This window comes from Flintibacter sp. (assembly GCF_046973065.1).
The window spans coordinates 1-17,322 of the sequence record NZ_JBKVXZ010000011.1 but is presented as its reverse complement, the minus strand read 5'-3'; the positions used below and the strand labels follow the sequence as shown (position 1 = coordinate 17,322).

The 17,322-nt window shown below is 57.4% G+C and carries 17 protein-coding genes; 10 read left to right on the top strand and 7 right to left on the bottom strand.

Annotated elements, in window-relative coordinates:
* Positions 1-46 precede the first annotated feature (46 nt).
* Positions 47-997: a helix-turn-helix transcriptional regulator gene (locus ACLTXB_RS06110; RefSeq protein WP_428226401.1), complete on the top strand. Its 951-nt coding sequence runs from the start codon at positions 47-49 to the stop codon at positions 995-997.
* A 64-nt stretch (positions 998-1,061) separates the two neighbouring features.
* On the opposite strand, the gene murC is transcribed toward ACLTXB_RS06110, so the two are convergent.
* Together murC and ACLTXB_RS06100 are read right to left on the bottom strand one after the other, a co-directional pair.
* Complete coding sequence (gene murC / locus ACLTXB_RS06105) at positions 1,062-2,432, bottom strand: UDP-N-acetylmuramate--L-alanine ligase (RefSeq protein ID WP_302667733.1); 1,371 nt, start codon at positions 2,430-2,432, stop codon at positions 1,062-1,064.
* Between the two features lie 164 nt (positions 2,433-2,596).
* Positions 2,597-3,229, bottom strand: a complete 633-nt coding sequence (locus ACLTXB_RS06100) for a hypothetical protein (RefSeq protein ID WP_428226400.1) — start codon at positions 3,227-3,229, stop codon at positions 2,597-2,599.
* Positions 3,230-3,557: 328 nt separating this feature from the next.
* Here ACLTXB_RS06100 and ACLTXB_RS06095 point away from each other — a divergent pair, with 328 nt between their 5' ends.
* From ACLTXB_RS06095 to ACLTXB_RS06080, 4 genes are all read left to right on the top strand, one after another.
* Positions 3,558-6,023: an ATP-dependent helicase gene (locus tag ACLTXB_RS06095; protein WP_428226399.1), complete on the top strand. Its 2,466-nt coding sequence runs from the start codon at positions 3,558-3,560 to the stop codon at positions 6,021-6,023.
* A gap of 119 nt (positions 6,024-6,142) precedes the next feature.
* On the top strand, positions 6,143-6,376 hold the full coding sequence (locus ACLTXB_RS06090) for a helix-turn-helix transcriptional regulator (RefSeq protein WP_428226398.1): 234 nt from the start codon (positions 6,143-6,145) through the stop codon (positions 6,374-6,376).
* Positions 6,377-6,382: 6 nt separating this feature from the next.
* On the top strand, positions 6,383-7,384 hold the full coding sequence (locus tag ACLTXB_RS06085) for a hypothetical protein (RefSeq protein WP_428226397.1): 1,002 nt from the start codon (positions 6,383-6,385) through the stop codon (positions 7,382-7,384).
* A complete protein-coding gene (locus ACLTXB_RS06080) occupies positions 7,381-7,875 on the top strand; it encodes a hypothetical protein (RefSeq protein ID WP_428226396.1) in 495 nt (164 codons plus the stop codon). Before ACLTXB_RS06085 ends, ACLTXB_RS06080 begins: the two co-directional genes overlap by 4 nt.
* Before the next feature lie 46 nt (positions 7,876-7,921).
* Here the strand turns inward: ACLTXB_RS06080 and ACLTXB_RS06075 are convergent, their stop codons facing one another.
* The 5 genes from ACLTXB_RS06075 to ACLTXB_RS06055 all read right to left on the bottom strand — a co-directional run bounded on the left by ACLTXB_RS06075 (position 7,922) and on the right by ACLTXB_RS06055 (position 11,061).
* Positions 7,922-8,527 (bottom strand): hypothetical protein, encoded by a 606-nt coding sequence (locus ACLTXB_RS06075; protein ID WP_428226395.1) that lies wholly within the window; start codon positions 8,525-8,527, stop codon positions 7,922-7,924.
* Between the two features lie 90 nt (positions 8,528-8,617).
* A complete protein-coding gene (locus tag ACLTXB_RS06070; protein WP_428226394.1) occupies positions 8,618-8,860 on the bottom strand; it encodes a hypothetical protein in 243 nt (80 codons plus the stop codon).
* Between the two features lie 75 nt (positions 8,861-8,935).
* Positions 8,936-9,892 (bottom strand): hypothetical protein, encoded by a 957-nt coding sequence (locus ACLTXB_RS06065; protein WP_428226393.1) that lies wholly within the window; start codon positions 9,890-9,892, stop codon positions 8,936-8,938.
* Positions 9,885-10,109, bottom strand: coding sequence for a helix-turn-helix domain-containing protein (locus ACLTXB_RS06060; protein ID WP_008980295.1), 225 nt, complete (start codon positions 10,107-10,109; stop codon positions 9,885-9,887). The genes ACLTXB_RS06065 and ACLTXB_RS06060 overlap by 8 nt, the downstream gene beginning before the upstream one ends.
* A 10-nt stretch (positions 10,110-10,119) precedes the next feature.
* Positions 10,120-11,061 (bottom strand): hypothetical protein, encoded by a 942-nt coding sequence (locus ACLTXB_RS06055; RefSeq protein ID WP_428226392.1) that lies wholly within the window; start codon positions 11,059-11,061, stop codon positions 10,120-10,122.
* 303 nt (positions 11,062-11,364) lie between these two features.
* Here ACLTXB_RS06055 and ACLTXB_RS06050 point away from each other — a divergent pair, with 303 nt between their 5' ends.
* The 5 genes from ACLTXB_RS06050 to argF all read left to right on the top strand — a co-directional run bounded on the left by ACLTXB_RS06050 (position 11,365) and on the right by argF (position 17,014).
* Positions 11,365-12,582, top strand: a complete 1,218-nt coding sequence (locus tag ACLTXB_RS06050; protein WP_008980297.1) for an argininosuccinate synthase — start codon at positions 11,365-11,367, stop codon at positions 12,580-12,582.
* A 163-nt stretch (positions 12,583-12,745) separates the two neighbouring features.
* Positions 12,746-14,134, top strand: coding sequence for an argininosuccinate lyase (argH, locus tag ACLTXB_RS06045; RefSeq protein WP_428226391.1), 1,389 nt, complete (start codon positions 12,746-12,748; stop codon positions 14,132-14,134).
* Positions 14,135-14,170: 36 nt separating this feature from the next.
* Positions 14,171-15,172, top strand: coding sequence for an N-acetyl-gamma-glutamyl-phosphate reductase (gene argC, locus ACLTXB_RS06040; protein WP_020989543.1), 1,002 nt, complete (start codon positions 14,171-14,173; stop codon positions 15,170-15,172).
* Positions 15,173-15,210: 38 nt separating this feature from the next.
* Positions 15,211-16,068 carry an acetylglutamate kinase gene (gene argB / locus ACLTXB_RS06035; RefSeq protein WP_428226390.1) on the top strand — a complete coding sequence of 286 codons (858 nt, stop codon included), beginning with the start codon at positions 15,211-15,213 and terminating at the stop codon, positions 16,066-16,068.
* Positions 16,069-16,093: 25 nt separating this feature from the next.
* A complete protein-coding gene (gene argF / locus ACLTXB_RS06030) occupies positions 16,094-17,014 on the top strand; it encodes an ornithine carbamoyltransferase (protein ID WP_008980301.1) in 921 nt (306 codons plus the stop codon).
* Positions 17,015-17,322: the final 308 nt, after the last annotated feature.

Below are 17,322 nucleotides of genomic sequence, written 5' to 3'. Positions count from 1 at the left end.
AGGCATGGCCCGCGCACCCTTTCAAAAGTTGAAAATCTTATATATTATGGACTATCTTCTGCGTTATTCCGATGAATACCACCCGGTCACTGTGGCACAGCTCATTGAGGAACTGGGGAAACGGGGCATCTCCGCCGAGCGCAAAAGCATCTACGACGACCTGGAGGCCCTGCGCACCTATGGATTGGACCTGGTGCAGACGGGACGGGGAAGAAACAGCGGCTGCTATGTGGCCGGACGGGATTTTGAACTGCCTGAGCTGAAGCTGTTGGTGGACAGCGTACAGTCCTCCAAGTTCATCACGCAGAAAAAGACCATGAGCCTCATTAAAAAAATCGAGGGGCTGGCCAGTGTCCACCAGGCCCGGGAGCTCAACCGGCAGGTGTTTGTGAAAAACCGGATCAAGACCATGAACGAATCCATCTACTACAACGTGGATGAGATCCACCGGGGCATCGCCGCCAACCGAAAGATCCGCTTTCACTACTTTGAGTACAACATGGAAAAGCAGCGGCAGCTGCGCCGGAATGGGGACTGGTATGTGATCAGCCCCTACGCCCTTACTTGGGATGATGAGAACTACTACCTGGTGGGCTTTGACTCCCAGGCCGGGATCATTAAGCACTTCCGGGTGGACAAGATGGCTCAGATCGGCACCACCGAGGAGCCAAGGGATGGCCAGGAGGTCTATGCGGCCCTGGACATGGGACTGTATGCCCGGCAGGTATTTGGCATGTTTTCCGGAGAACCCGTGTGGGTACGCCTGCGTTTTGATCGGGGGCTGGTGGGAGCGGTGCTGGACCGGCTGGGCCAGGAGGTCATGCTGGTGCCCGAGGATGAGGAGCACTTCACCGTACGGATTCAGGTGGTAGTCAGTCCCCAGTTTTTCGGTTGGCTTTGCGGTTTCGGGAAGCGGGCCAAGGTGCTGGAGCCTGAGAACGTTGTGAACACCATGGCAGAGTATGTAGAGAACATCAGCCAGATGTATAAGATGTAAGACAGACGCGGCGCGGAGATTCTTCTCCGCACCGCGTTTCTGTGTCAATATTCAAGAGAGGGCATTACGCCTGCTTCAGCAGAGCCTCTCCGGCCAGATAGATGTCTCCTGCGCCCACAGTAATCAGCAGGTCGCCGGGCTGGGCCAGCTCCTTGAAGCGGGCCGTCACATCTTCCAGCGTGGGGCAGAACTCTGCATTGGGGATGCGGTCGGCCAGGTCCTTGGAGGAGATGCCCAGAGTGTCGGTCTCCCGAGCGGCAAAGATCTCAGCCAGCAGTACTTTGTCGGGCAGCTTGAGCACCTCCACAAAGTCGTCAAAGAGTTCCTTGGTGCGGGTGTAGGTGTGGGGCTGGAATGCGCAGATCACCCGCTGATAGCCCAGAGTCTTCACGGTGGACAGCAGCGCTTGGAGCTCATGGGGATGGTGGGCGTAATCATCATAGACCACCGCGCCGTGGTACTCGCCCTTGTGCTCAAACCGGCGGCCTGCGCCGCCGAAGGCGTACAGACCCTCCCGGATGGCCTCCACGGGGACATTCAGCTGCAGAGCGGCCCCGGCGGCGGCCAGCGCATTGCGCACATTGTGGATGCCGGGCACACGCAGAGAGATGGAACCCAGAGTCTCACCCTTGTAGATCAGATCAAAGGTGGGCAGCCCCTTGTTCCAGGTGAGGTTGGCCGCGTGGATATCCCCCTGCTCCAGTCCAAAGGTGAGCATGGGTTTGTCCAGATCTTTCAGGGCGTCCATGGTGTTGGCGTCGTCCCCATCGGCTACCACACAGCCACCCTGGGGCACCAGCTGAGCAAAACGGCGGAAGGAGTGCTTCACATCCTCCAGATCCTTGAAGAAGTCCAGGTGGTCAGCATCCACGTTGAGGATGACCGCTACGGTGGGGAAGAAGGAGAGGAAGGAGTTGCAGTACTCACAGGACTCCAGAATGATGGTGTCTCCTTTACCTACCCGGTGACCCGCGCCCAGGGCGGGCAGTACGCCGCCGATCATGACGGTGGGATCCCGCTGGGCGGCCAGGAAGATGTGGGTACACATGGAGGTGGTCGTGGTTTTGCCGTGGGTGCCTGCCACGCACAGGGCGTTCTGGTAGTGGCGCATAATGGCGCCCCAGGCCTGGGCTCGTTCAAAGACGGGGATACCGGCAGCCCGGGCGGCGGCGATCTCGGGGTTGTCGTCGTGGACGGCGGCGGTACGGATGACGCAGTCTGCTCCCTGTACGCTCTCGGGCAGGTGGCCAATGACCACGGGGATGCCCAAAGAGCGCAGATGGGCTACGGTTGCGCTCTCGTGGAGATCGGAGCCGGTGATGTTTACCCCTGCGCCGTGGAGCACCTCGCCCAGAGGGGACATGGACACGCCGCCGATGCCCACCAGATGAGCGCGCTTGCCGGGACGGATATAATCATGGATATCAGGGTTCATAGAGAAACACCTCAAAAAATACAAATTTCAGCCCGCATACTCGGTGCGGACGCCAACGCACAGCTATTATAATACAGTAAACCGGGAATCACAAGGGGAAAGCCGGGGAAGGCCAGGAAAAACGCCCGATGGTTTCACATCGGGCGTCTTTCCAAAGGAGAAACTCACGCAGAGATAGTCAAAGAATCAATGATAAAACCAAACATGGTGTCCCGGGGGCTCAAGGTGGACTGGAAGGTGTACAGGGTGCTGCCATCCTCCAGAGCGGTCATCCGGCCGGAGAGGATTACCTGTCCATTGTCCTGGGTCTGAGTGTCATCCACCGTGACCTGAATGAGAGCCTCATCGCCCCGCGCCAGATGATAGGAGTCATCGGAAGCGAAGTAAGCGATCCGCTGGGAGATGGGAGTGGGGATCTCGGGGAGCTGAGCCACATCGGGGTAGAGCGCGGCAGCATAGTCCCGGACCATCTCAGAGGGGAGAATCATGGTGTCGTCGGTGAATTCTGCCCGCTCATCCATCTGGCCATAGAGGCTGAGCATGTAGTACAGGCTGGTCCACAGAAACTCACTGTCGCTGGGATCGTAGTCCAGGTGGTTTTCCGTCATAGCCAACACCAGAGCGTGGACAGCGGGGGTCATAGCCTGAGCCGCATTGGTCTGGGCGGGCACGTTGCCGTGGACCTCTTCGGTAGACACGGCGGGGAGGGATTCCTGCTGAGACTGGGTCAGAGCGGCAGCGCCCAGGGGGAAGATAAGAAGGGAAACAATAGTCAGGGACAGGATCAGCTTTTTCACAGCGGAACCCTCCTTTCATTCTTTGGATTATAAACAGTATATCAAATAGGGCTGTCATGGTGGTTTCGAAGCGATTACATGGGAATGAAAAAAGAGTTACAAATTAGTTGCAAAATGTGGGCTTGTCCGGGATGTAGGAAAGCGTCGATGCAGGATGAGGATTCTTATCCTGCAATATCAGAACTTTCAATGGAAGTATATGCCCGGGAAGGACAAACCATACCAAAAAAATGCGAGGAAACCAAAGCGCGGCACACGGTTGACCCGGGGACGGGTTTTCGGTACAATGAAGGACACGAATTATCTTATAAAGACAGGACGGATCACCATGCTGGATCATCAACAGGAACAACGTTTTGCTGCCGCGCGCCGCGCGGCCATTGCCCGGGACTTTGCCCGCCTCAACCCGGAGCAGCAAAAGGCGGTACTTACGACCCAGGGACCTCTGCTGCTGCTGGCAGGAGCGGGCAGCGGAAAGACCACGGTACTGATTAACCGCATTGCCAACCTGATGCGCTACGGCCGGGGTTCGGACAGTGCGGAAGTGCCCGAATGGGTCTCTCCGGAGGACCTGGACTTCTTGGAGACCTACGCTAAAACCGGAGAGGGGGACCGGGACAGAATGGTCTCCCTGTGTGCCCTGGACCCTGCGGCTCCCTGGACGATTTTGGCCATTACCTTTACTAATAAAGCCGCCGGGGAACTGAAGGACCGCCTGTCCGCCATGCTGGGCCCTGAGGCGGAGGACGTCTGGGCCTCCACCTTCCACTCAGCCTGCGTGCGCATCCTGCGCCGGGATATTGAGCGGCTGGGCTTTGCCTCCTCCTTTACCATCTACGACACCGACGACTCCCTGCGGGTCATCAAGGACTGCCTCAAGGAACTGGAGTTGGACGACAAACAGTTCCCGCCCCGGTCGGTCCTGGGCTACATCTCCCGGGCCAAGGACCAGATGCTGCTGGCAGAGGACTACGCCGCCCAGAGCGAAAAGAGTGGAGACTACCGCCTGAATAAAATCGCCAAGGTGTATACCCACTACCAGCACCGGCTGTGGGAGGCCAACGCCCTGGACTTTGACGATATCATCCTGCACACGGTGCGGCTGCTTCAGCAATTTGAAGAGGTGCGCGCCTATTACCAGCGGAAATTCCGCTACGTCCTCATTGACGAGTACCAGGACACCAATAATCTGCAATATCTGCTGGCCTCCACCCTGGCGGGGGGTTATGAGAACTTCTGCGTGGTGGGCGATGACGACCAGTCCATCTACCGCTTCCGGGGAGCCACCATTGAGAACATCCTCTCCTTTGAAAAGCAGTACCCCCGCTGCCGCACCATCCGTTTGGAGGAGAACTACCGCTCCACTAAGCACATTCTGGAGGCATCCAATGCGGTCATCCGCAACAACCAGGGCCGAAAAGGCAAAGAGCTGTGGACTAAGGCTGGGGAGGGGGAGAAACTCCAGGTCTACACTGCCATGAACGAAAACGACGAGGCGCAGTACGTAGCCAATCAGATTTTGGATGATTTCGGAAAGGGCCGTGTCTGGAAGGACCACGCGGTACTCTACCGGATGAACGCCCAGTCCAACCAGTTGGAGACCGCCTTCAAGCGCAGCGGCATTCCTTACCGCATTATCGGCGGCACCCGGTTCTTTGACCGGGCCGAGGTCAAGGATATGACGGCCTATCTGGCGGTGCTAAACAACCCGGAGGACGATCTGCGCCTCCAGCGTATCATCAACAACCCGCCCCGGGGCATCGGAGCCAAGACCATTGAGACGGCCCAGGCCATCGCCCAGCGGGAGGGGGCCTCTCTCTACGCTGTCATCGATAACGCCCGGATGTATCCGGAACTGGAGCGGTCAGCGGCCAAGCTGGCGGCCTTTACCAACCTGATGGGGGAGCTGACCGGGCTTCTGACTACTCTGCCTCTGGACCAATTCTATGAGGAGATGATGATCCGCACCGGCTACGCGGCCATGCTGGAGACCAAGAACACGGTGGAGGACCGTACCCGCCTGGAGAACATCCGGGAGCTGCTGACCTCCATCCGGGGATATATGGAGAACGCCGGGGACGAGCCCACTTTGGCAGGCTTTTTGGATGAGATCGCTCTGTATACCGACCTGGACAGCCACGACCCGGACCAGGACTGCGTGGTGATGATGACCATGCACTCGGCCAAGGGCCTGGAGTTCCCAGTGGTCTTTGTGGTGGGAGCTGAGGAGGGCATCTTCCCCGGTATCCGGGCCATCGGAGAGCCCGACGAGATGGAGGAGGAGCGGCGTCTGTGCTACGTGGCCATGACCCGGGCCAAGGAGAAGCTCTACCTCACCTGTGCAGGCCAGCGCATGCTCTTTGGCCGCACCAGCGCCAACCGTCCCTCCCGCTTCCTGGAGGAGATTCCCCCGGAGCACCTGGAGCGCTCCGGCCGGAATTTCCTGGATCGGGGCGACAGCTGGGGTGGGATGCCCTCCCGCACCTCTGGTTATGGCGGATATGCCAAGCCGGAGCGCAGTCCCTATGACCAGCGGCCGGAACCCCGGGCGCCTCAGCGCCGGGACTACGGCGGATTCTCCCGGGCTATGGGTGCCTCGGCTGCACCCAAGGGCGGTGCCGACCTGTCCGCCTTCCATAAGGGAGATATGGTGCGTCACAAGGCCTTTGGCCAGGGCATGATTCTGTCCATCCAGAAAATGGGGGGCGACGCCCTGGTAGAGATTGCCTTTGACAACGTGGGCACCAAGCGGCTCATGCTCAAGTCCGCCGCCGCCCATATGACCAAGGTGTAAGCAGACAATTTGTTAGAAAAACCGGCGATGTAAGCTTTGGTTGACAAAAAGGAAGGGAGATTTGGTTGCCGATTCCCTTCCTTTTTGCTACCGTCAAACCAGAGAGGAGGGACAAGATCATGACATTAGGAACGCGGATCGCAGCCCTGCGCCGGGAGCGGGGGCTGTCTCAGGAGGCCCTGGGAGAACTGGTGGGAGTATCCCGCCAGGCGGTAAGTAAGTGGGAGAGCGACAGTGCCCTACCCGATGTAAATAACTGTGTGGCTCTCAGCCGAGCCTTCGGCATTACCCTGGCCCAGCTGCTGGAGCTGGAAGAGGAGACCGCGCCCAGCCGGGAGCTGACCCAGGAGTAGCTGGAGATGGCCGAGACGATTGCAAAGAAGTATCTTGAGTCCCTGCCCCGTCCTAAGGGTTGGCGGCAACGGCGGAAATGGCCCTGGGTGCTGGCGGCAGCGGTGGTACTGGTGCTGGCCTCGGTGGCTGCCCAGTGGGTCCGGGATCTCAACCATACTGTCAGCCATATGACGGATGAGATGATGACGATTCAAAACACGGTGAGCGACGCGGTGGAGCAGCAGGTGAATGCCGCCCTCCAGCAGGTCACCAGTCTGGTGGAGTCATTCGACTATACAGCGGTAGAGGTAAATCTGTGGGAAAATACGGCTACGTTTGACCTGAACGTCCAACTGCGACAGCGCACAGCGGACACTCCAGTGATTTTGGCTGCCCGCAGCGCGGGAGAAACGGTCTCTGTTCAGGCGGAGAACCAGGGGGGCGAGACCTTTTCTGCCCGGATTACCTGTCCTCTCAGCGACGCCATTGACTTCTCTCTCACCTTCCAGATAGACGGAGAGAATCGCACTCAGACGGTGGGGCAGGTCATTCAAATGCGGAAGGGATACTCTTTGCAGCCCGAGCATCGGGTACTCTACGCATCCCCCTATACGGACAAAAAGCTGGAGAAAGGACATTTGCCCAAGGGAACCGTAGTGCCGCTGGAGTACACCGTGACCTTCGACCAGATGTCTCTGCTCACAGAACCCATCTACGTGAACGCCCAGCTAGGCGTCTTTGTCAACGACAAGCTGGACCATTGGGTGGAGGACATCCCCAGCGCCAGTGTGGAGAATGCAAATGATACCTATTTTTCTATGTACTGGAGACCGGAGGTGGACCTGAGCGGTCTGAATTTAAAGGTGGGAGATCAGATCACTCTGGCTCTTTCTCTGAAAGACAGCTACGACCGGTCACTGAGCCAGGTGCTGTGGCGGGGGAGTATCGGTGAGAACGGCTGCATTCAGGAACAACCCTGGGGTGAAGAGGAGGCCTACTCTCCGGTGGAGGAGGCCAGACCGGAATGAAAAAACAAATGATTCCTGCCTTGGTGGGCTTCTGGGCGGGACACGTAGTGACCAGTGTTCTGCTGTTCGGCTGGATGATGCTGGGGATCCTGTGGTATTTTATGGGCACCAGCGATTTGTGGTATGACGTAACAGCCATTATGATAGCGCTGCTCATTCCCTTGATGGCTGGCGGCCTGACCCGGAAGAAGCAACCTTATATCCCCGTGAAATCTTTGTGGATGGCCGCGGGAGTGGATGTGATTCTCCTGGCCCTGATACTGGCGGTGTATCACGGAATCGTTGCCTGTGGGAATTGTGGCCTGGGGGCTACGGTGTTCCAGAAACTATTGCTGGATGGAACCATACTGGCCACAGGGGTTCCTCTTTTGCTGGAGAAGATTAGTGGAATTACCTACGCTGCCCGTGAGGCAAGTCAGGAGATCATGGGACTGTTTCTGCCGCCCCTGGCCTTCACCGTAGGGTACCTGCTGGCCAAGCGCCCGGAATAAAGTTTGAAATATGAAGAGCCGCCTGCGTTTTTGCAGGCGGCTCTTTTTAACCAATGGTAATGGTACAGGGAGTAGTCAATCCGCTGTCTAGGGGGAAATAAGAGGTATGGACAGCATCTTCCTCGCTGGGGGTCAGGGCGGTGTAGGTGATGCTGCCGTCGTCGGCCTGCTCCGAAACCAGAGCGTAGGCGGCATGGTCCTCCCAAGTGAGGTCCAGAGCATCCTGGCCCGCCAGTACCTGCTGGAGGGAGATGGTTTGGGTGGTGATGGATTGCTGGTCCTGCGTAAACTGCTCTACGGTGACTTGCTTCAGGTGTGGGACGTAGGAGAAGTTGACGGTGATATCCAGAATATTTTCCCGAGTTACTTGATCGTCGAGCGTTTCGGAATATTTCGTATTCAATGTGATACCGCCCGCACCGGTTGTGCCGCCTCCTTCGTTGACCAGATAAACAATCCCATCGGAACTCTGATAGACGTAGTAGGGACTCCAACTCTGATCTTCTATACGAGCGAGGGGGGTGGTGTAGTGAAGGGTACCGGATAAAATGTAGGACGTGCTGTTTTCTGTGACATTGATTCCGTGCTCGTAGCGATCCTGAGATAGGTCAGAGTGCAGCTCAACCGTTGCCTCGGGATTGCCGTCCACCATGTTCTGTTCCTGGACCAGGAAGAAACGGCGGCCTTCCGGGCCGGGAAAGCGGTATTGCCCATCCTCGTCTTTCTGGGCTTTCAGAACAGTCTAGGGCAGAAGGATGCGTTCTAAGCCATTGATATAGGCTATGCGGGAACTGTATTCCTCCCAGCCGTTTTCTGCAGATTCCCAGTTGGGGGGCACCAGTTCGTCTGGCAGCAGATAATAGCCGACCAGACGGGCTTCTTCTGGGACGGTTTGCTCCGGCTGAGCCAGAGGGACCCGACTGAACAGAGCCAGCAGAAGAATGGGAATCAGGAGAGGGATGGTCCTTCGCAGAAACTTTTTCATTGTTCTCCTCCTATGATCCGTGAACACGCAGAATCTGGCCTGCGCGGCAGCAAGTGAGGAACGGGAGCGCGGCGGTCAGGGCTCCAGCGTAAGAAACAGGGGGATGGTCAGCCCGCTCTCCTCCGCCGCCCAGCAGGTGTGGGAGACGGGGGCATCCTCCCGCTCCAGCAAGGTGCGCTGCATGGTGCCATCCGCATAATGCTCACAGATAAGGGTGTACGCGGCATTGCTTTCCAGAGAAATGGAGAGCTCAGACAGGCCGTTTAACACCTCTTGAGCGGGAATGGTTCTGGAGGCCACAGGCTGGTTGTCTGAGGTAAATTGCTCCACTGTGACCTGCTCCAGGCGGGAAATGTAGCGAAAGTTGATCGTGAGGTCCAGGGTGTTTTCCTCTGTGGTCTGCCCGTTGCGGGCCTCCTGATAAGTAACCGTCTTGGTCATGCTGCAATCCAAAGTGCCGCCATAGCTGTTGCCGCCATCCTCCAGGTAGACGGTGCCGTCTGGTTCCTGCCAGACCTGATAGGCAGCCCAAATCTGGTTGTCCTCTGTCCAGGCCGGATCATTAAGGGGAGCGGTGTAGTAGAGTGTGCCGGAGACGGTGTGGTTGGTCCCCAGGTCGGTGACTTCCATGTGAAGGCCTTCCGATTCCAGGTCGGAGTACAGTCGGTAGGCAAACTCCTCCAGGTTGCCGGGGTTATAATACTCCTTCGCCAAGAAAAAGCGTCGGCCCTCCAGATTGGGAAAGTACAGCTCTCTCTGTTCATCGGTTTTGGCCTTGAGAATCATATCTGGAATGGAAAAGGTGAGACCGTTGGCGTGGACGGAGCTGCTTCCTTTTTCCTCCCAGCCGGCCTTGGGATCGCCGATGGAGGTTGGGCCGGAATTCATGGTCTCCCGAACCAGATAAAAACCCACCAGATGGTTTTCCCAAGCGTGAGTTTCCTCCGGCTGGGCCAGGGAGATCTGACTGAGCAGAGCCAGCAGGATAACGGGAATCAGAATCAAAATGCCTGTCCGAAACCGTTTATTCATCGTCCTCCTCCAATCGTCCGTCGAAGCGCAGGATATCTCCCACGTCACAGTTGAGGTAGTAGCAAATTTTGTTGATGGTGTGAAAGCGCACGCCGCTGGCCTTGCCGGAGCGGAGAATGGACAGGTTGGCCTCGGTAATGCCGACCTTGGCACATAGCTCCTTGGAGGTCATGTTCCGCGCCTTCAGCACTTCGCTGAGATGAACCGTAATTGCCATGGCTGTCCCCTTATATAATAGAACGGTTGTCATCCAGAAGTGCCTTGCCCTGCTGAATACAGCGGCACAAAAGGAACAGAGCGGCAGCCAGAGCCAGAGTGGAGAGGGGAAGGGAGAGGGAGTACTCCTGGCTGGTGAGGAGGGAACTTACCATCAGCTGGAAAAGATTACTTCCAAGGGAGAGCAGGACGGCGGTCTGGATGACCTGACGGCAGCCGCGGGCGGTTTTTTCACATTGAGCCAGGGATTCCGCTTCAAAAGGCTCGTGGACCATGATGCGGGCCAGATCACTGCCCCAAAGCAGAACGATTCCTCCCAACAGACTGGGGATGGCATGGAGCAGAGCCAGCAGGCCGTGGATCCAAATGGTGGTTTGAGCAGCGGCGGGTGCACCGGTATTTCCCTGCTGAATCGCCTGGGTTTTTGTGAGAAGGGAGAAGGTGGACTGGAAAGCAACGGCAAAGACCAGCACCAGGGCACAAGCGGTGAGCAGCGCCGACAGCAGTCGGGCCAGATCGGCAGTATCCTGGCGGTCCAGAGGCTCCAGCAGCCGCAGCACCAGCCAGCAGACCAGCGCACACAGGGCGCCGCCTGCCGCTCCCAAGATCCGGTACTCAGGCAGTGGATTGCTGAGCAGGGTGGGGTTGACAGAAAAGAAGAGGGCTAAAAAAATCAGCAGGGAACTGAGGGGGAGCAGAGTATCAGTCCCGGTGAGTGCGCCCCGTCCTTTGGGAAGCTTCAGTAGGAGCAGCGGCAGAGAACTCACAGCCAGTATGATGGCCCAGGCAGACAAATTGCCCAAAAATCCGGTGAGGGACAACGCCCGCAGTCCCTCGCCAGCCTGGGTGGACAGGGAAAATAAGGCCTCGCCAGTCCCGCTTCCACCCCAGAATCCGGCCAAAATACCCAGAACAGCGGCACAGATCAGCCCGGTTATACGGCGTGCTTTCATGGTATGCACCTCCATGATTATTGTTATTCGATAATTCTAACTTATAGATACCATATAAATTATTGTTTGTCAATAATTTTAAAATGCGATATAATGAATAATAATTCTAAACAATGGAAATAAACGGATGAATAAAACAGAAAATATTCATTTTTATACGTTATGCACTGAAAGAACAATGAAAATACCGAATAATTATACCAATTCAATCTTGCATTTTTATTCTCTCGGTGGTAGACTATTGCCAACACAAAGGAAGGCCCCTCCGATGGGCCAAACCAAAGAATTGGGAGGAAGAAGATCATGAGTGAGATTAAAAAAGTAGTGCTGGCCTATTCCGGCGGTTTGGATACGTCCATCATCATCCCCTGGCTGAAGGAGAACTACAATAACCCCGAGATCATCGCGGTTGCCGCTGACGTGGGTCAGGGCGACGAGCTGGAGGGACTGGAGGAGAAGGCCATCAAGACCGGCGCTTCCAAGCTGTACATCGAGGACCTCACCGATGAGATGGTGGACGATGTCATCGTTCCCTCCATGATGATGGGCGCCAAGTATGAGGAGTACCTGCTGGGTACCGCCTTTGCTCGGCCCATCATTGCCAAGCGGCTGGTTGAGATCGCCAAGAAAGAGGGCGCCGACGCCATCTGTCACGGCTGCACCGGCAAGGGTAACGACCAGGTCCGGTTCGAGCTGGGCATCAAGCGCTTCGCTCCTGAGATGAAGATCATTGCTCCCTGGAGAGAGTGGGACATCAAGGGACGTGACGAGGAGATCGACTACGCCGAGGCTCACAACGTGCCCCTGAAGATCAGCCGGGAGACCAACTACTCCAAGGATAAGAACCTGTGGCACCTGAGCCACGAGGGCCTGGATCTGGAGGATCCCGCCAACGAGCCTCAGTACGACAAGCCCGGCTTCCTGGAGATGGGCGTGTCCCCTGCCATGGCTCCCGACAAGGCCACCTATGTGACCCTGGACTTTGAGAAGGGCTGGCCCGTTGCCATCGACGGTGAGAAGATGAAGGCCAGCGATATCATCCGCAAGCTCAACAAGCTGGGCGGCGAGAACGGCATCGGTATCCTGGATATCGTGGAGAACCGGCTGGTTGGTATGAAGGACCGGGGCGTGTACGAGACTCCCGGCGGCACCATCCTCTATAAGGCTCACGAGGTGCTGGAGATGATCACCCTGGACAAGGACACCAAGCACATGAAGAGCAAGCTGGCGGTTGACTTTGCCGACCTCATCTACAACGGCAAGTGGTTCACCCCCCTGCGGGAGGCTCTCACCGCCTTTGCCTTCGACACTCAGAAGCATGTTACCGGTACTGTAAAGCTCAAGCTCTACAAGGGCAACATCATCACCTCTTCCGTCACCTCTCCTGAGACCCTCTACTCTGAGAATCTGGTCACCTTCGAGGAGAGCGACTACAACCAGGACGATGCCACCGGCTTCATCAACCTGTGGGGCCTGCCCGATACTGTTCAGGCCATGCGGGAGCAGGGAAAGCTGAAGTAAGCGTCTGGGCCGTCACGCATAGACGAAACGGAATAATATGAGTCCGAAGGCGAAGTTACTTCGCCTTCGGACTGCTTAAAAATTTATTTCTGCTGCGGCGGAAATTCTGCGAGGCGAATGGCCGCAGGTCATTCGCTCTTCGCATATCAAAGGAGAGAATGTTATGAAGCTCTGGGCTGGTCGGTTCCAGAAGGAGACCGATACTCTTGTCAATGATTTTAACTCTTCCATCCAGTTTGATGCCCGGCTCTATAAGCAGGACATCGCCGGCTCCATCGCCCATGCCCAGATGCTGGGTAAGCAGGGCATCATCGAGGAGCATGAGGTGGAAGCGATTGTGGACGGCCTGAAGGCCATCCTGGAGGATATTGAAGCGGATAAGGTGGAGTTCTCCGTGGACAACGAAGATATCCACATGAACATCGAGACTCTGCTCACCCAGCGCATCGGCGATGCCGGCAAGCGGCTGCACACCGCCCGGTCCCGGAACGACCAGGTGGCTGTGGATACCCGCCTGTACGTGAAGGAGGAAATCCCTGTTATCATCGGGAAGATCCTGGATCTTGAGCAGGTGCTGGTGGAGAAGGCCAAGGAGCACACCGATACCGTTATGCCCGGCTATACTCACCTGCAGCGGGCTCAGCCTACCACCTTCGGCCACTACATGATGGCTTACGCCAACATGTTCAAGCGGGACGTGACCCGGTTGGAGGACTGCCTGGAGCGGCTGGACGAGTGCCCTCTGGGTGCCGGCGCTCTGGCCACCACCACCTATGATATCGACCGCTTTGCCACCGCTCAGGCTCTGGGATTCAAGAAGCCCACCGACAACTCCATGGATTCCGTCTCTGACCGTGACTACGCCATCGAGCTGCTCTCCGCCCTGTCCATCCTGATGATGCACCTGTCCCGGTTCTCTGAGGAGATCATCCTGTGGTGCTCCTGGGAGTTCAAGTTTGTGGATCTGGACGATGCCTACTCCACCGGCTCCTCCATCATGCCCCAGAAGAAGAACCCCGACGTGGCCGAGCTGGTCCGGGGCAAGACTGGCCGGGTGTATGGTTCCCTCATTACCCTGCTGACCATGATGAAGGGTCTGCCTCTGGCCTACAACAAGGATATGCAGGAGGATAAAGAGGCTCTGTTTGACGCCATCGACACGGTGGAAATCTGTCTGCCTGTGTTTGCGGCCATGGTGAACACCCTGTCCGTGCGGCGGCACAACATGGAGCGGGCGGCTGACGGCGGTTTCATCACTGCCACCGACTGCGCCGATTACCTGGTGAAGAAGGGTCTGCCCTTCCGGGAGGCCTATATGATCGTGGGTCGGCTGGTCAACCTGTGCATCAAGAACCACGAGACCCTGGATACCCTCACTCTGCGGGACTTCCGGGCTATCTGTGACCTCTTCGATGAGGGCGTGTACGAGGCCATGGCCCTCAAGCACTGCGTCAACGGCCGTACCGTCTACGGTGGTCCTGCCAAGGAGTCGGTGCTCAAGCAGATTTCTCTGATCGAGGAATTTATCCAGGAGCATCAGCCCCAGAAGTAAAAAAGGCTCTTGTGGTCAGGAGGGACGGGGGGTACAATGGGGAACGGAGAGGGCCCCGCCCCTCTTACACCACTTAAAGGGATGATCCTCATGGGCAAGAACCCAAAGGTATTTATTGACGGAAAGGGCGGCGTGGTAGGAGCGCGGCTGTATGAGCAGCTGTCCCGCCGCAGCGACCTGGACTTTTTGATTATTGACCCGGAGAAACGCCGGGATGTGGAAGAGCGGCGCAAGCTGCTCAACGAGGCGGACCTGGCTATTCTGTGTCTCCCGGAGGAGACGGCGGCCCAGGCGGTGGAGCTGGTGGATAACCCCAACACCCGCATCATCGATACCTCTCCAGCCCACCGTACTACGCCGGGCTGGGTGTACGGCTTTGCCGAACTGCTCCCCGGTCAGCGTCAGCGTATCCGCTTTTCCAAGCGGGTGGCAAACCCCGGGTGCCATGCCTCAGGCTTTCTCTCCACGGTAGCCCCGCTGGTACAGATGGGGATGCTGCCCCCGGACTATCCGGTGTCCTGTTTCTCGATTACCGGCTACTCGGGTGGGGGAAAGGACATGATCGCTGAGTTTGAGGATCCCAACCGGGATCCGGCTTTGGCGGCCCCGGCTCTCTATTCTCTGGAGCTGCGCCACAACCATCTCAATGAGATGCAGCATATCGCCGGGCTGGAGTATCCCCCGGTGTTTGTCCCCATTTTAAGCGACATGTACAGCGGTATGGCCACCTCGGTGACCCTGCAGAACCGGCTGCTGCGGGGAACGCCCACGGCCCAGGACATCTGTGAGATGCTCCAGAGCTACTACCAGGATCAAGCGCTGGTATCGGTGGCACCCTTTGGAACACAAGGCCCCCGGCTGGTATCCAACACCATGGCGAACACCGACCGGTTGGAGATCACCGTCTGCGGCCGGGAGGAGCAGACCCTGCTCACCGCCCGCTTTGACAACCTGGGCAAAGGGGTGGCTGCGGCGGCCATTCAAAATCTGAATCTGATGCTGGGTTTCCCGGAAACCACCGGCTTGAGGGTGGAGTGACCGGGCCCGGCTCATACATAAAGAGGGAGGAACTTATTATGGATGCAAATCTGGATCGTGCAAAAGTGCTTACCGAAGCCCTGCCTTACATCCAGCAGTATAATGGAAAGATAGTAGTTATCAACTGCGGCGGCGTACCCATGACCGACCCGGAACTGCGGGAGGCGGTGATGTCGGACATCATCATGCTGCGCCTGGTGGGTATCAAGGTGGTGCTGGTCCACGGCATCGGCCCTGAGGCCAAGGAGGCTCTGAAGGACGCTGGAATGGAGCTGCAGTACAAGGATGGCTATCCCTGTGTGAGCGACGACGCTTTGGACGTTGTGCAGCAGGTGCTGTGCGGCAAGGTGAACAAGGGCCTGGTATCCGCTCTGAATCAGAAGGGCGGCAAGGCCATTGGCCTGTGCGGCATCGACGGCGGCCTGCTCTCCGCCAAGACCATCAGCCCCTCCTACGGCCGCACCGGCGAGGTGGTGAAGGTAGATGTGACGATGGTGAACAGCTTCCTGAATCAGGGCTATATCCCCGTCATCGCTACCGTGGCTCAGGGAGCGGACGGTCTGGCTAACGTTTATTCTGTCAGCGCCAATGTGGCGGCTGCCAAGCTGGCAGTGGCTCTGGGTGCGGAGAAGCTCATCCAGCTCACTGACAAGGAGTCTATGCTGCAGAATCCCGATGCTCCCAGCGCCCCCATGCCCGAGCTGCATCTGTCCAAGGTGCCCGCTCTGATCCGCTCCGGAGCAATCTCTCAGATCATGGTGCACAAGGTGAACTGCAGTGTGGAGGCGGTGCGTTCCGGCGTCAAGTCCGCCACCTTCCTGGACGGCACCGTACCTCACGCCATTCTGCTGGAGCTGCTGTCCGACGAGGGCATCGGCACCATGCTGACCCACTGATTTTCGCTGGAGAGGGGAATAGACGATGAAAAAAGACCTGTTGAAGCTGCTGGACCTGACCGGCGAGGAGATCCTGAAGATCCTGGACACCGCCGACCAGCTGAAATTTAGCCAGAAGCATGGTATTGCTCACGATAAGCTCAAGGGTAAGACCTTGGCCATGATTTTTGAGAAGAACTCCACCCGTACCCGTGTCTCCTTTGAGACCGGCATGTACCAGCTGGGCGGTCACGCCCTGTTTCTCTCCAGCAAGGAGAGCCAGATCGGCCGGGGCGAGCCGGTAGAGGACACCGCCCGGGTGCTGCTGCGCTACTGCGACGGCATCATGATCCGTACCTTTGCCCAGGAGGAAGTGGAGACCCTGGCGGCCCACGCCAATATCCCTGTCATCAACGGCCTGACCGACTTCTGCCATCCCTGCCAGGTGCTGGCCGACCTGATGACCGTCCGGGAGCATAAGACGGTGCTGGAAGGGCTGAAGATGTGCTACATCGGCGACGGCAACAACATGGCCAACTCCCTGATCGTGGGTGGCCTGAAGACCGGCATGGAAGTGGCAGTGGCCTGCCCCGAGGGCTACGATCCCCATCCCGATGTGCTGGCTTTTGCCAAGAGCGACCCCAACTTTAAGTTTACCCTCTGCCGCGATCCCAAGCAGGCCGCTGTGGGCGCTGACGTGGTGTTCACCGATGTGTGGGCCTCCATGGGCCAGGAGGAGGAGAAGGCCATCCGTGAGAAGGCCTTTGTGGGCTATCAGGTGAACAAGGAGCTGATGGCTCTTACCAACCCCGGCTGCATGGTGCAGCACTGCCTGCCCGCCCACCGGGGTGAGGAGATCACTGCCGACGTGTTTGAAGAGCACGCGGAGGAAATCTTTGACGAGGCGGAGAACCGCCTGCACGCTCAGAAGGCAGTTATGTACCTGCTTATGGGCGGCGAGGACTAAGTTTTTCTTTGGGGGAACATGTGCTTTTTGGGTGCCTGTTCCCCCAAAAAAGAAAAAATGAAAAAATTGAAAAAAGATGTTGACAGAAGGGAAAACATCTGGTAATATATCGTTGTTGTCCGTTGCAGGACATACCACTTGGGGGTATAGCTCAGCTGGGAGCGCCAGCAACCGCATGTGACGACCCCTCAACGCGAGGAAATGACAATTTAATCAAAACCCCGGAAACTCAGTAAAATCAAGGGTTTCCGGTTATATGGGGGTATAGCTCAGCTGGGAGAGCGCTTGAATGGCATTCAAGAGGTCAG

Coding starts and splice junctions, on each gene's coding strand:
- ACLTXB_RS06110 (WP_428226401.1), top strand. CDS start 47: ATGGACTATCTTCTGCGTTATTCCGATGAATACCACCCGGTCACTGTG.
- murC (WP_302667733.1), bottom strand. CDS start 2,432: ATGAACCCTGATATCCATGATTATATCCGTCCCGGCAAGCGCGCTCAT.
- ACLTXB_RS06095 (WP_428226399.1), top strand. CDS start 3,558: ATGCTGGATCATCAACAGGAACAACGTTTTGCTGCCGCGCGCCGCGCG.
- ACLTXB_RS06090 (WP_428226398.1), top strand. CDS start 6,143: ATGACATTAGGAACGCGGATCGCAGCCCTGCGCCGGGAGCGGGGGCTG.
- ACLTXB_RS06085 (WP_428226397.1), top strand. CDS start 6,383: ATGGCCGAGACGATTGCAAAGAAGTATCTTGAGTCCCTGCCCCGTCCT.
- ACLTXB_RS06080 (WP_428226396.1), top strand. CDS start 7,381: ATGAAAAAACAAATGATTCCTGCCTTGGTGGGCTTCTGGGCGGGACAC.
- ACLTXB_RS06075 (WP_428226395.1), bottom strand. CDS start 8,527: ATGGTGGACGGCAATCCCGAGGCAACGGTTGAGCTGCACTCTGACCTA.
- ACLTXB_RS06070 (WP_428226394.1), bottom strand. CDS start 8,860: ATGAAAAAGTTTCTGCGAAGGACCATCCCTCTCCTGATTCCCATTCTT.
- ACLTXB_RS06065 (WP_428226393.1), bottom strand. CDS start 9,892: ATGAATAAACGGTTTCGGACAGGCATTTTGATTCTGATTCCCGTTATC.
- ACLTXB_RS06060 (WP_008980295.1), bottom strand. CDS start 10,109: ATGGCAATTACGGTTCATCTCAGCGAAGTGCTGAAGGCGCGGAACATG.
- ACLTXB_RS06055 (WP_428226392.1), bottom strand. CDS start 11,061: ATGAAAGCACGCCGTATAACCGGGCTGATCTGTGCCGCTGTTCTGGGT.
- ACLTXB_RS06050 (WP_008980297.1), top strand. CDS start 11,365: ATGAGTGAGATTAAAAAAGTAGTGCTGGCCTATTCCGGCGGTTTGGAT.
- argH (WP_428226391.1), top strand. CDS start 12,746: ATGAAGCTCTGGGCTGGTCGGTTCCAGAAGGAGACCGATACTCTTGTC.
- argC (WP_020989543.1), top strand. CDS start 14,171: ATGGGGAACGGAGAGGGCCCCGCCCCTCTTACACCACTTAAAGGGATG.
- argB (WP_428226390.1), top strand. CDS start 15,211: ATGGATGCAAATCTGGATCGTGCAAAAGTGCTTACCGAAGCCCTGCCT.
- argF (WP_008980301.1), top strand. CDS start 16,094: ATGAAAAAAGACCTGTTGAAGCTGCTGGACCTGACCGGCGAGGAGATC.